Raw genomic sequence first — 14,283 nt, forward strand, 5'->3', positions numbered from 1 at the left:
CGCCTTGGCCCCCGCCCTGCCGTGGTACCATTTCCTACCCCACCCCTACCAACACCACCCCCCCCCCACCACCCCAACCCCAAATACGGCCCCCGGCCGCCCCGCCCCCGGGGGGGGGGGGCCCGCCACGGCCCGGTCACTGTCTCGCACTATTCCGGATCCGCGACCGCGACCAGCGCGGGGCGCAGCAGCCGCTCACCGAGCTGGTAGCCGCGCCGCATGACCTGCACGCAGGTCGGCTCGCTGACCTCGGCCGAGGTCTGGTGCGCGACCGCCTCGTGCCGGGTCGGGTCGAACGGGTCGCCCTGCTCGCCGAAGGCGTTCAGGCCGAACTTGCCCAGCGCGGTGGTGAGCTGTTCCGCCACCGTTCCGAACGGCCCGACCAGGTCGCCGTGTTCCCGGGCCCGGTCCAGGTCGTCGAGGATCGGCAGCAGCGCGGCCAGCACCGAGCCGGTCGCCTGCTCCTGCACCAGGCTGCGGTCCCGGTCGACCCGCTTGCGGTAGTTGGCGTACTCCGCCGACACCCGCTGGAGGTCCCTGGTCCGCTCGTCCAGCTCGGCCCGGAGCGCCTCCAGTTCGGCGCCGAGCGACGTGCCGACCCCACCGCCGTCGACCGGCTGCGCCGGGGCGTCCACCACCGGCGGGCCGGACGGCTCCGGCCCGTCGGTGGCGTTGACCTCGACCTCGATCTCGTCGACCACGATCTCGGCGTCCTCGACCAGGCCCTCGGCCGGTACGTCGCTGCCCGCGTCCGCGGCGGTGCCCTCCGGCTCCGACGTGTCGGTGAGCTTGCGGTTGTTGCGGATGACGACCCGCTCCCCGTCGCCGGTGGTCGGCTCCGTGGGCGCGGAGCCACCCGGCGTCGACCCGGTGTCGCCCGGGTCGGCGGCTCGTGGCTTCTGCGTCATGCGGCTACCTCATCCCTTCGCCGTGGATACGTGTCGGAGGCGGTTGGTCACTTCTTGCCGTCCTCGTCCACGATCTCCGCGTCGACCACGTCGTCGGCGCCACCGGTGGCGCCGGCCTGCGGACCGGTCGCACCTGCCGCACCCGGGCCGGCCTCGCCACCCGGCTGCTGGCCCTGCTCGGCCTGCTGGGAGTAGAGCAGCGACCCGGCCTGCTGGGAGACCTGCGCCAGCTTCTCGTGGGCGGTCTTGATCTTCTCGATGTCCTGACCGCCGAGGGCACCCCGCAGCTCACCGAGCGCCTCGTTGAGCTGCTCCCGGTTCTCGCTGGGCAGCTTGTCGCCGCTCTCGGCGAGGAACTTCTCGGTCTGCCACTGGAGCGCCTCGGCCACGTTGCGGGTCTCGGCGTCGTCGCGGCGGCGCTTGTCCTCCTCCGCGTGCTCCTCGGCGTCCCGGCGCATCCGCTCGATGTCGTCCTTCGGCAGCGACGAGCCGCCGGTGATCGTCATCTTCTGTTCCTTGCCGGTGCCCAGGTCCTTGGCGTGCACGTTGACGATGCCGTTGGCGTCGATGTCGAAGGCGACCTCGATCTGCGGCACGCCGCGCGGCGCCGGCGGGAGGCCGGTCAGCTCGAAGGTGCCGAGCTTCTTGTTGTACGCAGCGATCTCCCGCTCACCCTGGAACACCTGGATCAGCACCGACGGCTGGTTGTCGTCCGCCGTGGTGAAGACCTCGGAGCGCTTGGTCGGGATGGTGGTGTTGCGCTCGATGAGCTTGGTGAAGATGCCGCCCTTGGTCTCGATGCCCAGGCTCAGCGGGGTCACGTCGAGCAACAGGACGTCCTTGACCTCACCCTTGAGCACACCGGCCTGCAGGGCGGCGCCGACGGCGACGACCTCGTCCGGGTTGACGCCCTTGTTGGGGTCGCGGCCGGTGAGCTGCTTGACCAGGTCGGTCACAGCGGGCATCCGGGTCGAACCACCGACGAGGATGACGTGCTCGACGTCCGAGATCTTGATCCCGGCGTCCTTCACGGCCTGCTCGAACGGGCCCTTGCAGCGGTCCAGCAGGTCCTGCGTCATCCGCTGGAACTCGGCGCGGCTCAGCGTCACGTCGAGGTGCAGCGGGCCGGCCGCGCCGGCGGTGATGTACGGCAGGTTGATGTTGGTCGTGGTGGCCGCGGACAGCTCGATCTTGGCCTTCTCGGCGGCCTCACGGAGGCGCTGGAGGGCCATCTTGTCCTGGCCCAGGTCGATGCCGTGCTCGCCGCGGAACGTCTTGACCAGGTGGTCGATGATCCGCTGGTCCCAGTCGTCGCCACCGAGGTGGTTGTCACCGCTTGTCGACTTGACCTCGATGACGCCCTCGGCGAGCTCCAGCAGCGACACGTCGAAGGTGCCGCCGCCGAGGTCGAAGACCAGGACGGTCTGCTCCTTGGAACCCTTGTCCAGCCCGTACGCCAGGGCGGCCGCGGTCGGCTCGTTGACGATCCGCAGCACGTTGAAGCCGGCGATCTCACCGGCCTCCTTGGTGGCCTGGCGCTGGCTGTCGTTGAAGTAGGCCGGGACGGTGATCACCGCGTCGGTGATCTGCTCGCCCAGGTACGCCTCGGCGTCCCGCTTGAGCTTCATCAGCGTCCGGGCCGAGATCTCCTGCGGGGTGTACTTCTTGCCGTCGATGTCGACGGACCAGTTCGTGCCGACCTCGCGCTTGACCGAACGGATCGTCCGGTCCGGGTTGGTCACCGCCTGGCGCTTGGCGACCTCACCGACGAGCACCTCGCCGTTGCGGGCGAACGCGACGATCGACGGGGTCGTCCGCGAGCCCTCAGCGTTGGCGATGACGGTGGGCTCACCGCCCTCGAGAACGCTGACGCAGGAGTTCGTCGTGCCGAGGTCGATACCGACCGCACGTGCCATCTTCGCTTCCTCGCTTCGTAAGGTTGTGCAGGTGGCGGGCACCGCCCGCGACTGCTCGGCGGGCGCCGCCCGCAGCGGACCCCACCACAAGTTGAGTGAACTTGACTCAATAGTGCCACGCGTTGGCGAATCGTCAAGTCGAGTTGAGCCGACCCGACGCAACCCAGCCGTTATTACCGTCCGGTTGTCTTCCCTTGCATCGGTCGGGCACGCTTTAGCGGTGACGACGCACGGCGATTCCGCCACCCGTTCCGGCGTGCCCGCCGTCGCAGCCCGCACCGGCCCGCCGGACGCCGCGGAGGAGCCGCCCGCCACCACCGGGGACGACAGCCTCCCCGGCGCGCTGTCGGGCCTGAGGGCCGCGATCGGCGCGACCCGCTATCCGCTAGCCCTGCCCTCCGCCAAGGCCGCCCGGCACGCCGCGAGCGCCCTCACCGACCAGCTCGACGACTACCTGCTGCCCCGGCTCGCCCGACTGGACGCCCCGCTGCTCGTGGTGGTCGGCGGCTCCACCGGCGCGGGCAAGTCGACCCTGGTCAACAGCCTGGTCAAGGCCCGGGTCAGCGCCGCCGGTGTGCTGCGGCCCACCACCCGCTCCCCGGTGCTCGTCTGCAACCCGGCCGACGCGTCCTGGTTCCGGCAGGGCGACCTGCTGCCCGGGCTGACCCGCACCACCGAGCCGAGCGACGATCCACGCTCCCTGCACCTGGTCACCGCCCCCGCCCTGCCGCCGGGTCTGGCCTTCCTCGACGCACCGGACATCGACTCCGTCGTCGACGCCAACCGGGCGCTCGCGAGCCAACTGCTCGCCGCCGCCGACCTCTGGCTCTTCGTCACCACCGCCGCCCGGTACGCCGACGCGGTGCCGTGGGAGCTGCTGCGCAGCGCGCGGGCCCGGGGCGCCGTGATCGCGATGGTGCTCGACCGGGTGCCCGCCGAGGCCAGCGACGAGATCGCCGCCCACCTGGCCGAGATGCTCGCCGCGCAGGATCTGGGCCGGGCGCCGCTGTTCGTCCTCCCGGAGACCTGGGTCGACGGTCAGGGGCTGCTGCCCGAGGGGGTCACGGCGCCGCTGGCCGACTGGTTCGCCCGGCTGGCCGCCGACGCCGACGCCCGCGCGGCGGTGGTCCGGCAGACCCTGGACGGCGCGCTGGCCGCCCTGCACCCCGCCGTCGAGGAGCTGGCCGACGCGGCCGACGAGCAGGTCACCGCCGCCGACGGGCTGGACGAACGGGTCCGGGCCGCGTACCGGGGAGCCGAGCGGACCGTCGAGCAGGGCCTGCAGGACGGTCGACTGCTCCGTGGTGAGGTGCTGGCCCGCTGGCAGGAGTTCGTCGGCACCGGCGAGTTCTTCCGCACGCTGGAGGCCCGCATCGGGCGACTCCGCGACCGGGTGGTGGCCGCCGTCACCGGTCGGCCCGCGCCGGCCGCCGAGCTGCGCAACGCCATCGAGTCGCAGCTCGTCACCCTGCTGCGGGGCGTCGCGTCCGAGGCCGCCGAATCCGCGTACACCGGGTGGAAGGCACACCCGGCGGGAGCGGACCTGCTGGAGCCGGGGCTCGCCCACCCGAGCGACGACCTGCCCGAACGCGCCGAACGGATGGTCCGCGACTGGCAACGCGGCGTGCTGGAGCTGGTCCGGGTCGAGGGCGGCGACAAGCGGTTCGTGGCCCGCACCGCCGCGTACGCGGTGAACGCCACCGGGCTGGCCGTGATGATCGCCGTGTTCGCCTCGACCGCGTTCATCCCCACCGGGCTGGAGTTGGCCACCGGGGCCGGCACGACTGTCGCCGCGCAGGCCGTCCTCCAGGCGATCTTCGGCGACCAGGCGGTGCGTACCCTCGCCGCCAAGGCCCGGGTCGACCTGGTGGCGCGGGTCCGGACGCTGCTGGACGCGGAGGCCGAGCGGTTCCTGGCCCGCACCGCCGAAGCCCGGCCCGCCGAGGCGGCCGGTGACGCGCTGCGCCGGGCCGCCGGACGGGTCGAGCTGGCCCGGCACCGCAGCGGCCTGGCCACCGGCGACGGCGCCCTGCCGGTCGGCGACGAGGAGGGTTCGCGGTGACCAACATCGCCGGCCGGGTACGCGAGGCGTTCCGCGGTGACCAGCGGGTCGACCCCGACGCGCTGATCGCCCGCCTGGACGCCGTACGCCGGTTCCTGACCGCCGTCGACGGCCTGCTGCCGGACGCCGAGCTGGTGCCCGCGCACACCCTCGTCGAGCGGGCCGGCACCCGGCTCGCGTTGTCCCGCGACCACACCGTGGTGGCCCTCGCCGGCGCCACCGGCAGTGGCAAGTCCAGCCTGTTCAATGCGCTGGCCCAGCTGGAACTCTCCCCGGTCGGGGTCCGTCGGCCGACCACCGGCGTGACGCACGCGTGCGTGTGGGGGCCGCTGGAGGGCGCCAACCGGCTGCTCGACTGGACCGGGGTGCTGCCCCGGCACCGCTTCGTCCGGGAGAGCGCGCTCGACGGGGACGACGAGACGGCGCTGCACGGGCTGATCCTGCTCGACCTGCCCGACTTCGACTCGGTGCAGCGGTCCCACCGCCTGGAGGTGGACCGGCTGCTCGGCCTGGTCGACCAGGTGGTCTGGGTGGTCGACCCGCAGAAGTACGCCGACCGGGTCATCCACGACAGCTACCTGCGCGAGTTCCACCGGCACCGCGACGTCACCCTGGTCGTGCTCAACCAGGCCGACCGGCTGCCACCGACGGAGCTGCCCCGCGTCCTGGACGACCTGCGCCGGCTGCTCGACACCGACGGGCTGACCGGCGTGCCCCTGCTCGCCACCACCGCCATCGACCCGGCCGGGATGGTCGGGCTGCGCACCGCGCTGGAGCGTACGGTCGCCGAGCGGCAGGCCGCCCTGCGTCGACTGGCCGGCGACGTCGACACCGTGGTCGCCGGGCTGGACGAGCTGGTCGGCTCGGCCCGACCGGCGGGTGGCCCGGACGACGCGAGCGTCGCCGCGCTGAACCGGGCGCTGGCCGGCACGGCAGGTGTGCCGGCGGTGAGTGAGGCGGTGGAGCGGGCGTACCGGCATCGGGCCGGCGCGGCGACCGGCTGGCCTGTGGTGCGGGGCTGGCGCCGGCTCCGACCCGACCCGCTGCGCCGGCTGCACCTGCCCGGCCCGACCGGCGGCGGAGCCGACCCGGCGGAGAGCCTGGTCGCGGCGACCTCGGTGCCCGATCCGACCGCCGCCCAACGCTCGGCGCTCGGCCTGGCGATCCGCGCGGTGGCTGACCGGGCCGCCAGCGGTCTGCCCGCGGCCTGGCCGACGGCGGTCACCTCCGCGGCCCGGTCCCGTCTCGACGACCTACCGGACGCGTTGGACGGCGCGATCGCCGGCACGGACCTCGGCCTGGACCGTCAGCCGGTGTGGTGGCGTGTCGTCGGGGGTGTGCAGTGGCTGGTCACCCTGGCCGCCCTCGTCGGCCTGGGCTGGCTGGCGCTCGGCTACGCGCTGCGGGCGCTCGGCCTGCCCGCGCTGGACAACCCGACTGTCGGGCAGGTGCCCATGCCGACCGTGCTGCTGCTCGGTGGCCTGCTGGCCGGGCTGCTGGTGGCGGCGCTGACCCGGCCGGTGGTGCGTTGGGCCGCTCAGCGGGCGCGGGCCCGCGCCCGGCAACGGCTGACGGTCCGGGTCGCCGAGGTCGGCGAGGAGTACGTGCTCGCCCCGGTGCGGATCGTGCTGGCCTCCTACGCGCAGGCACGCGACGCGCTGCGGGACGCCGCCCGCCGCTGACGCCTCTGCGTACGCCCCGACCGGCGTAGGGTCGAAGCATGGCCACGCCTCAGACCCCTTACGACGCGGTGCTGCACGCCGCACGCGACGTGACCAAGCTGGAGTCCGCCCTGGATGCCGAGATGCTCGGCAGCGCGCTGCTGGGCAGTGTCTACTCGATCGCGGAGACCGACCGCGACACCGCCGTGCGGGAGTTCGTCACCGGGTTCCTCGCCGCCACCGCCCGCCGCCGGATCGCGGCGGCGACCACCATCCGGCAGGTCTTCGCCACGCTCGTCCCGACCGCCGAGGGCACCGAGCGGGTGCGTCCGGGCAGCCAGGCGCCCGCCTGGTCCGGGCAGCTCGGCCGGGTGCACCTCACCGGCAGCTGGGCGTACGGCGACGTGTACGGCGACCAGACCTCCTACCTCGCCACGTTCGCGTACGACGACGCGGCCGGTGGCCCGGAGCACGCCCTGGTGGCCCTGATCGACCACAACATCGGGATCACCAAGGACATCTTCGTCGGCGGGCCGGCGGAGCGGATCCTGGACCAGGTCCGGCAGATGTGCGCCGACGACGAGCTGACCTGGTTCCGCACCGAGGACCCGTCCCGGCTGCGGGGCGAGGTGGCCCGGCACCTCTCGGTCACCGACGACCTGACCGAGCTGCCCGGCGAGGGTTCGCTCGCCACCGACCGCGCGCTGGTCGGCGCCCGGCTGGCGCTGCTCCCCACGGCCGCCGACCCGACCGGCCCGGCGGAGGTAGAGCCGCTGTCCGCCGCCGAGCGCACCGACCTGGTCCGGCGGTTCCTGGCGGCGCCGGAGGCCACCCGGTTCGGGCTCGACAGCGTCGACGGCCCGGAACTCGCCTCGCTGCACTTCTGCCTGAGCCTGCTGCTGGACCATTCGGCGAGCTTCCCGGACGCCGACCCGATGCGGTGGAGCCCGGCCGTGTCCGGGCTCTTCCTGCTCGACTGGGTGCACCGCCGTGCCGTGCTGGACATGGACGACGCGGCGATGCTGCCCCGGGTGCTGCGCGCCTGGGCCCGGTACGCGTCGCGGCAGCGCGGGCTGCCCGAGGCGGCCGCGACGCGCACCGACGAGGCGATCGAGGAGATGGTGCCGGAGTTCGCCCGGCTCTACTCAACCGGCGAGCGGCGCAGCCCGGCCACCGCCGCGGTCGCGCAACTGATGGCCGACGGCGTGGACCCGGACGACCCGGCCGCGCTGGACGCGTGGATCGAGGCGAACCGCCACCGCCTCGCCGACGACGGCGCCTGACGACCGTCGGGCGGGCGGCACCGCGCCGCCCGCCCGGCGACGGTCGCTCAGCGCAGCAGACCGAAGACGACCGCGGCGATCAGCGCGCCGAGCGCACCGCCGGCGAGCACCTGCGCGACGGTATGGTCCCGCAGGCGTACGCGGGACCAGCCGACCACGCCCAACAGCGGCGCGGCGACGAGGAACCCGCGCCCGAAGGTCAGCGCCAGGATGACCAGGGTGCCGGCGGAGACCGCCGAGTGGATCGACATCTTCCACCAGTGGCTCACCGACACGGCGACCACCAGGCCGACCAGCCCGGCCACCGCCAGCGCCAGCAACGGCCGGGGTGCACCGAGGACGACGAGCAGGGCGAGCCCGGCGGCGACCGAGCCGAGGCCGACCAGCAGCGGCACCCGGCGCTGCTCCCGACGGCCGATGTGGTGGTCCGTGAGCCGACCGCGGCGGACCCCGCCGACGATGTAGGCGAACGGGATGCCGGTGACGAAGAACGTCGCGAGCAGACCCCAGAGCAGACCGCGGGCACTGCCCCGGCTGCTGTGCCAGCTCACGGCGATCATCAGCAGCGACACCAGCACTGCCGGGGCGGTCAGCTCGGTGACCAGTCGGGCGACCCGCAGCCCCGGACCGGGCCGGACGGCGACCGGGCGGGGTTCCACACCGCCGCCCACGCCACCCCCTCCGGTACGCGCCTACCGCCGACCACCGCCTGCTCGTCACCGTACCGCCGGGGTGAGCCAGGGAGGCGCGGGACCACCACGACCGGTCGCCGCTCACCGTGATGATCAAGAAGTTTGCGTCACCGCGACCCCGATTCCTGACGCGAACCTCTTGATCACCGAGGCCCGGCGGCCAGAACCGGGGCGGCCGGGGCGCTGTGCGGTGGTGACGGCGTGGGCGCGGTGGTGGGCTCGGGCGGGATCGGCGTCGCCCGTGGTGCGGCGGGGCTTGCCGGCGCGGAGAGGGTGCTGGTGGGGACGGCCGTAGCCGTCGGCAGGTCGGTCGATGAGGGTGTTGCCGGGTCGGTCGCTGTAGGTGTCGACGGGTCGTTCGTGGTCGGTGTCAACGGATCGGTCGGCGACGGGCTCGGGTCGGACGTTCCGGTCGGGTCCGGGTCCGGTGACGCGGTCGGTGCCGGCGACGGCGACGGGCTGGCCGGGTGCGGGGGCGGCGGTGCGGCCGGCGGGGCGCTCCGGGTGGGTCGCGGCGCTGGCGGCGCGGGCACCTCGCGGGGGGCGGGCACCCGGTCGTCGGCCCTCGGGCCGGACCACGACTCGTCCGGGAGACGCCAGGGAGCGGCGGGCACCCAGTCGGCGGTCGCGGTCGGACCGGCGCTGGGTGTGCCCGGTGACGGCAACGCGATCGGCGGCGGCTGACTGGTCACCGGCATCGGAATGACCACCGGCCCGACCGACGGGGTCGGGATGAACGGGGTGCTGGTGTCCGGTAACGCGCTGCTGCCCGGGGTGGCCGAGCCCGCGCTGACCGCGGCGAGGACGGGCATCGACGCGGTGCCTGCCAACAGGGCGACGGTGAGCAGGTAACCCCGGGAGGGCCCGCCCGCGCCGGGTGCCCGGTGCGACCCGATCACCCGGCGGTAGCCGCCCGGCGACCGGTGGCGGCCGAGCATGGGTGTGCCGGGACCGTCACCTGGCTCGTCCACCGCACACCCCTTGTCGTCGCCGCCTGAAGGACTCGCCGGGCGCTCACCGGCGGAATCCGGCTAATCACCCGATCGGCACGTTCCTGCGGTAATCAGCCTCGCCCAGTCACCCTCCGTCAGCCAACATCCACCGCGTGTCGACACGCGGCACTGACCGAACGGTGACGAATCAGCACCGGAACGCCCGGTGGACGCAGGGCGGCACGATAGCGACAAAGAACATCAAACCGTAGGCGGTCGGAATGCGAGGCGGGCGTACTGTGGGCGCGCTCACCTGCTCTGCGAATATGGAGCACGACGGCAACGCAGCCGTGACCTCCGCGCACCCTCGCGGCAGGCGCGGCCCGGCGCCGGCGCTCCCGATCCGGGTTCGGCCAGAACCCGGCTCACGCCGCGCGGCAACCCCCACCGGGGCTAGGCGCGGCCGCCAGGAACCGGTCCGGCAGCAGCCGGGCAGGCGCACGAGTTGCGTGGCCGGGTGATCCCCCGGTGCCGACGCAGACACGACAGGGAGAGACCGATGGCAAAGGGCGACCCCGGGGGCACCACCCGCAGCAGGCGGGCAGCTCCCCGCTCCAAGAAGGGCGCGACCGGCGACCCCGAGCTGGTGCAGCTGCTCACCCCCGAAGGGGAGCGGATCGACAGCGCCACCGGGCCGGACGGCACCGAGTACCGAGTCGACTTCACCGACGAGGAGTACCGCGGGCTCTACCGCGACCTGGTGCTGGTCCGCAAGCTCGACGCCGAGGCGACCGCGCTCCAGCGGCAGGGCGAGCTGGGCCTCTGGGCCAGCCTCCTCGGCCAGGAGGCCGCGCAGGTCGGCTCCGGGCGCGCGCTGCGGACGCAGGACATGGCCTTCCCGACCTACCGGGAGCACGGCGTCCTCTACTGCCGGGGCATCGACCCGATCATGCCGCTCGGTCTGTTCCGCGGCGTCGACCAGGGCGGCTGGGACCCGAACGAGTTCAAGTTCAACATGTACACGATCGTCATCGGCGCGCAGACCCTGCACGCGACCGGATACGCCATGGGCATCACCATGGACGGCAAGGTCGGCACCGACGACGGCGAGGCAGCGATCGCCTACTTCGGCGACGGGGCCACCAGCCAGGGCGACGTGAACGAGGCGTTCGTCTGGGCCAGCGTGTTCAACGCGCCGCTGGTCTTCTTCTGCCAGAACAACCAGTACGCGATCTCCGAGCCGCTGGAGCGGCAGACCCGCGTCCCGCTCTACCAGCGGGCCGCCGGCTTCGGTTTCCCCGGCGTACGGGTGGACGGCAACGACGTGCTGGCGTCGTACGCGGTCACCCGCACGGCGCTGGACAACGCCCGGCACGGGCAGGGCCCGAGCCTGATCGAGGCGTACACCTACCGGATGGGCGCGCACACCACCTCCGACGATCCGACCCGTTACCGGATCGCCAGCGAGGTGGAGTCCTGGCAGGCCAAGGACCCGATCCTGCGGGTCAAGGCGTTCCTGGAGAAGCAGCAGATCGCCGACGCGGCCTTCTTCGCCGAGGTCGACGAGCAGGCCCGCCGGGAGGCGGTGCACCTGCGCGAACGGGTGCTCACCATGCCCGACCCGGAGCCGGTGACGATGTTCGACAACGTCTACCCCAACGGGTCTCCGCTGCTCGACGAGCAGCGTGCGCAGTTCAACAGCTACATGGAGTCGTTCGAGGGGAGCGCCCACTGATGGCCACGGAGACGCTCACCCTCGGCAAGGCCCTCAACACCGGCCTGCGCCGCGCCCTGGAGACCGACCCCAAGGTCATCATCATGGGCGAGGACGTCGGCAAGCTCGGCGGCGTCTTCCGGATCACCGACGGGCTCCAGAAGGACTTCGGCGACCAGCGGGTGATCGACACCCCGCTTGCCGAGTCCGGCATCATCGGCACAGCGGTCGGCCTGGCCATCCGTGGCTACCGGCCGGTCTGCGAGATCCAGTTCGACGGCTTCGTCTACCCCGCGTACGACCAGATCGTGTCGCAGGTCGCGAAGATGCACTACCGCTCGGGCGGCCGGCTCAGCATCCCCATGGTCATCCGGATTCCGTTCGGCGGTGGCATCGGCGCCGTCGAGCACCACTCCGAGTCGCCGGAGGCGTACTTCGCCCACACCGCCGGCCTGAAGGTGGTGACCTGCGCCAACCCGCAGGACGCGTACGTGATGATCCAGCAGGCCATCGCCTCGGACGACCCGATCGTCTTCCTGGAGCCCAAGCGGCGGTACTGGGAGAAGGGGCCCGTCGACCTGGACGCGCCGCTCTCCGACGCGTACCCCCTGCACTCGGCCCGGGTGGTGCGGCCCGGCACCGACGTGACGGTGCTGGCGTACGGGCCGATGGTGCGGACCTGCCTGGAGGCCGCGACGGCCGCCGCCGAGGACGGCCGGGAGCTGGAGGTCATCGACCTGCGCTCGCTGTCCCCGCTGGACCTCGCCGCCGCGTACGAGTCGGTGAAGCGCACCGGCCGCGCGGTGGTGGTGCACGAGGCGCCGTCCAACATCGGCCTGGGCGCCGAGCTGGCCGCCCGGATCACCGAGGAGTGCTTCTACTCCCTGGAGTCGCCGGTGCTGCGGGTCACGGGCTTCGACACCCCCTACCCGGCCGCCCGGGTGGAGGAGGAGTACCTGCCCGACCTCGACCGGGTGCTCGACGCCGTCGACCGCACCTTCGGCTGGTGAGCGACATGTCCCGGATCAAGACGTTCAACCTGCCCGACCTGGGCGAGGGGCTGACCGAGGGCGAGATCCTGGCCTGGCTGGTCAAGGTCGGCGACACCATCGAGCTGAACCAGCCGATCGTCGAGGTCGAGACGGCCAAGGCGGCGGTGGAGATCCCGGCGAAGTGGGCCGGGCAGGTGCAGGCGATCCACCACCCGGAGGGCGCGACGGTCGAGGTCGGCACGCCGATCATCGCGATCGACACCGACCCGGGCGCGGGCCCGCTGGAGGCGCCGTCCACCACGGCCACGCCCAGCGGCGACCTGCCCACCCCGTCGGCGGCCTCGCTGGCGGCGGTGGAGGTGGCCCCGGCCGAGGGCATGATCGAGCCGGGCCTGATCGGCGGTGCCGCCCCGGGCGGGCGGACGGCGGTGCTCGTCGGCTACGGGCCGCGTACCACCGCCGCGAAGCGCCGGCCCCGCAAGGGTGCCGTCCCGGCGCAGGCCCCCACCCCCACCCCCGCTGGGGTCGATCATGGAGTTGTGGTGGGTGACATACCAGCCGCTAGCTCCACAACTCCGGCACCACAGGTCCATGATCGACGGGGTGGTGCGGCGGGCGGACTTGTTCTGGCCAAGCCGCCGGTGCGCAAGCTCGCCAAGGACCTCGGCGTCGACCTGAGCACGCTGACCGGGTCGGGGCCGCTGGGCTCGATCACCCGGGAGGACGTACAGCAGGCGGCGAGCGGTTCCGTGGCGGCGGCCGAGCCGGTCGCGGTCACCTCGACCGCGACGAGCGCCGCGAGCTTCGGCGCCGACCGTGAGCAGCGCATCCCGGTCAAGGGCGTCCGCAAGCTCACCGCCGAGAACATGTCCCGCTCGGCGTTCACCGCTCCCCACGTGACGGAGTTCCTGACCGTCGACGTGACCCGGGCGATGAAGGCGCTGGAGCGCCTGCGAGGCCGGCGGGAGTGGCGTGACGTCCGGGTCTCGCCGCTGCTGCTGGTGGCGAAGGCGGTGCTCCTGGCTGTCAAGCGTCACCCGATGGTCAACTCGACCTGGGCCGGCGACGAGATCGTCGTCAAGGAGTACGTCAACCTCGGCATCGCGGCGGCCACCGAGCGTGGCCTGATCGTGCCGAACGTGAAGGACGCCGGTCGGCTCTCGCTGCGGGAGTTGGCCGACGCGCTGAACGGCCTGGTGCAGACGGCGAAGTCCGGCCGCACCTCGCCCGCGGACATGTCCGGCGGCACCCTGACCATCACCAACGTCGGGGTGTTCGGGGTGGACACCGGCACGCCGATCCTGCCGCCGGGCGAGTCGGCGATCCTCGCCTTCGGCGCGGTGCGGGAGATGCCGTGGGTGCACAAGGGCAAGGTCAAGGCCCGGCAGGTCACCACGTTGGGTCTGAGTTTCGACCACCGGATCATCGACGGTGAGCTGGGTTCGAAGTTCCTGCGCGACATCGGCGACTTCCTCGCCGACCCCGAGGCGGCGCTGCTCGCCTGGACCTGACCGGTCCGCAACGCCAGCCACGGCCGGTGTGCCACGGGTTAACGCCCGGCACACCGGCCGTGTCCGTTGGGCGACGAAACCGTCGGCCACAACCCCCGATGACCTTTGATTGTTAGGCGGGTGTCCCAGCTCACCTAATAATCGATGGAAGTTGGCCGGCTTCTGCGGTTGAATAGATGCATCAGGGGCCGACAACCGAATAGCCAGGGGGACCCACCAATGAGCATGATCGAGCGAATCCGCAACCACCGCGACGCCAACCGCCGCGCCCGTGCCATCGAGCACGCGCTGCGCTCGGCCAACTCGCCGGCCGTTCGCGAGGAACTCCTCGTCATCGCCCAGCGTCACATGAGCTGACGCTCCACGACATTCCTCACCTCCTCCAGATCGATGGCCCACCCGGCCCACCGGGTGGGCCATCGGCGTTCCGCCAGCACCTGACACCGGGATTCCGCCCTGCCGCAGCGCCCGGTACGGTGGGCTTCGGTCGCCGCCCGCCGGCCCGGCCGACGCCGAGCCGATAGAAGCTGCTCGACACCACCCGGCGACGGGCAGTGACGACCGGTGCTCCTTTGGACGCCTCGTGCGGCCACCAGATACGGTGCGGGGAGC

The 14,283-nt window shown here is 72.9% G+C and carries 12 protein-coding genes; 9 read left to right on the plus strand and 3 right to left on the minus strand.

The window, feature by feature from the left end; translation table 11 throughout:
- Nucleotides 1-149: 149 nt before the first annotated feature.
- A complete protein-coding gene (gene grpE, locus AB0B97_RS07715; RefSeq protein WP_234583111.1) occupies nt 150-908 on the minus strand; it encodes a nucleotide exchange factor GrpE in 759 nt (252 codons plus the stop codon).
- Between the two features lie 47 nt (nt 909-955).
- Complete coding sequence (gene dnaK, locus AB0B97_RS07720) at nt 956-2,824, minus strand: molecular chaperone DnaK (protein ID WP_234583110.1); 1,869 nt, start codon at nt 2,822-2,824, stop codon at nt 956-958.
- Nucleotides 2,825-3,044: 220 nt separating this feature from the next.
- On the opposite strand from dnaK, the gene AB0B97_RS07725 reads away from it, so the two are divergent.
- Genes AB0B97_RS07725 through AB0B97_RS07735 form a run of 3 tightly spaced genes read left to right on the plus strand, consistent with a single transcriptional unit; the run spans nt 3,045 to nt 7,830 of the window.
- Complete coding sequence (locus AB0B97_RS07725) at nt 3,045-4,886, plus strand: GTPase domain-containing protein (protein ID WP_357491505.1); 1,842 nt, start codon at nt 3,045-3,047, stop codon at nt 4,884-4,886.
- Nucleotides 4,883-6,568, plus strand: a complete 1,686-nt coding sequence (locus tag AB0B97_RS07730; RefSeq protein WP_357491507.1) for a GTPase — start codon at nt 4,883-4,885, stop codon at nt 6,566-6,568. The genes AB0B97_RS07725 and AB0B97_RS07730 overlap by 4 nt, the downstream gene beginning before the upstream one ends.
- A 38-nt stretch (nt 6,569-6,606) precedes the next feature.
- Nucleotides 6,607-7,830, plus strand: a complete 1,224-nt coding sequence (locus AB0B97_RS07735; RefSeq protein ID WP_357491509.1) for a hypothetical protein — start codon at nt 6,607-6,609, stop codon at nt 7,828-7,830.
- Between the two features lie 47 nt (nt 7,831-7,877).
- Here AB0B97_RS07735 and AB0B97_RS07740 read toward each other — a convergent pair whose 3' ends face one another.
- Nucleotides 7,878-8,501, minus strand: coding sequence for a phosphoesterase PA-phosphatase (locus tag AB0B97_RS07740; RefSeq protein WP_357491511.1), 624 nt, complete (start codon nt 8,499-8,501; stop codon nt 7,878-7,880).
- Between the two features lie 222 nt (nt 8,502-8,723).
- Between AB0B97_RS07740 and AB0B97_RS07745 the strand changes: the two genes are divergently transcribed.
- From AB0B97_RS07745 to AB0B97_RS07770, 6 genes are all read left to right on the plus strand, one after another.
- The gene (locus AB0B97_RS07745; RefSeq protein WP_357491513.1) at nt 8,724-9,206 is read left to right on the plus strand and encodes a hypothetical protein; all 483 of its coding nucleotides are present in this window, start codon (nt 8,724-8,726) and stop codon (nt 9,204-9,206) included.
- Between the two features lie 18 nt (nt 9,207-9,224).
- Complete coding sequence (locus AB0B97_RS07750) at nt 9,225-9,374, plus strand: hypothetical protein (protein WP_357491515.1); 150 nt, start codon at nt 9,225-9,227, stop codon at nt 9,372-9,374.
- Nucleotides 9,375-10,013: 639 nt separating this feature from the next.
- Nucleotides 10,014-11,189 carry a pyruvate dehydrogenase (acetyl-transferring) E1 component subunit alpha gene (gene pdhA / locus AB0B97_RS07755; RefSeq protein WP_234583104.1) on the plus strand — a complete coding sequence of 392 codons (1,176 nt, stop codon included), beginning with the start codon at nt 10,014-10,016 and terminating at the stop codon, nt 11,187-11,189.
- Nucleotides 11,189-12,178, plus strand: coding sequence for an alpha-ketoacid dehydrogenase subunit beta (locus tag AB0B97_RS07760; protein WP_357491517.1), 990 nt, complete (start codon nt 11,189-11,191; stop codon nt 12,176-12,178). The genes pdhA and AB0B97_RS07760 overlap by 1 nt, the downstream gene beginning before the upstream one ends.
- Before the next feature lie 5 nt (nt 12,179-12,183).
- Nucleotides 12,184-13,671, plus strand: coding sequence for a dihydrolipoamide acetyltransferase family protein (locus tag AB0B97_RS07765; RefSeq protein WP_357492085.1), 1,488 nt, complete (start codon nt 12,184-12,186; stop codon nt 13,669-13,671).
- Nucleotides 13,672-13,890: 219 nt separating this feature from the next.
- Nucleotides 13,891-14,028 (plus strand): hypothetical protein, encoded by a 138-nt coding sequence (locus AB0B97_RS07770; protein ID WP_007454215.1) that lies wholly within the window; start codon nt 13,891-13,893, stop codon nt 14,026-14,028.
- The last annotated feature ends 255 nt before the right edge of the window (nt 14,029-14,283 follow it).

This window comes from Micromonospora sp. NPDC049004 (assembly GCF_040649315.1).
Classification (GTDB): Bacteria; Actinomycetota; Actinomycetes; order Mycobacteriales; family Micromonosporaceae; genus Micromonospora.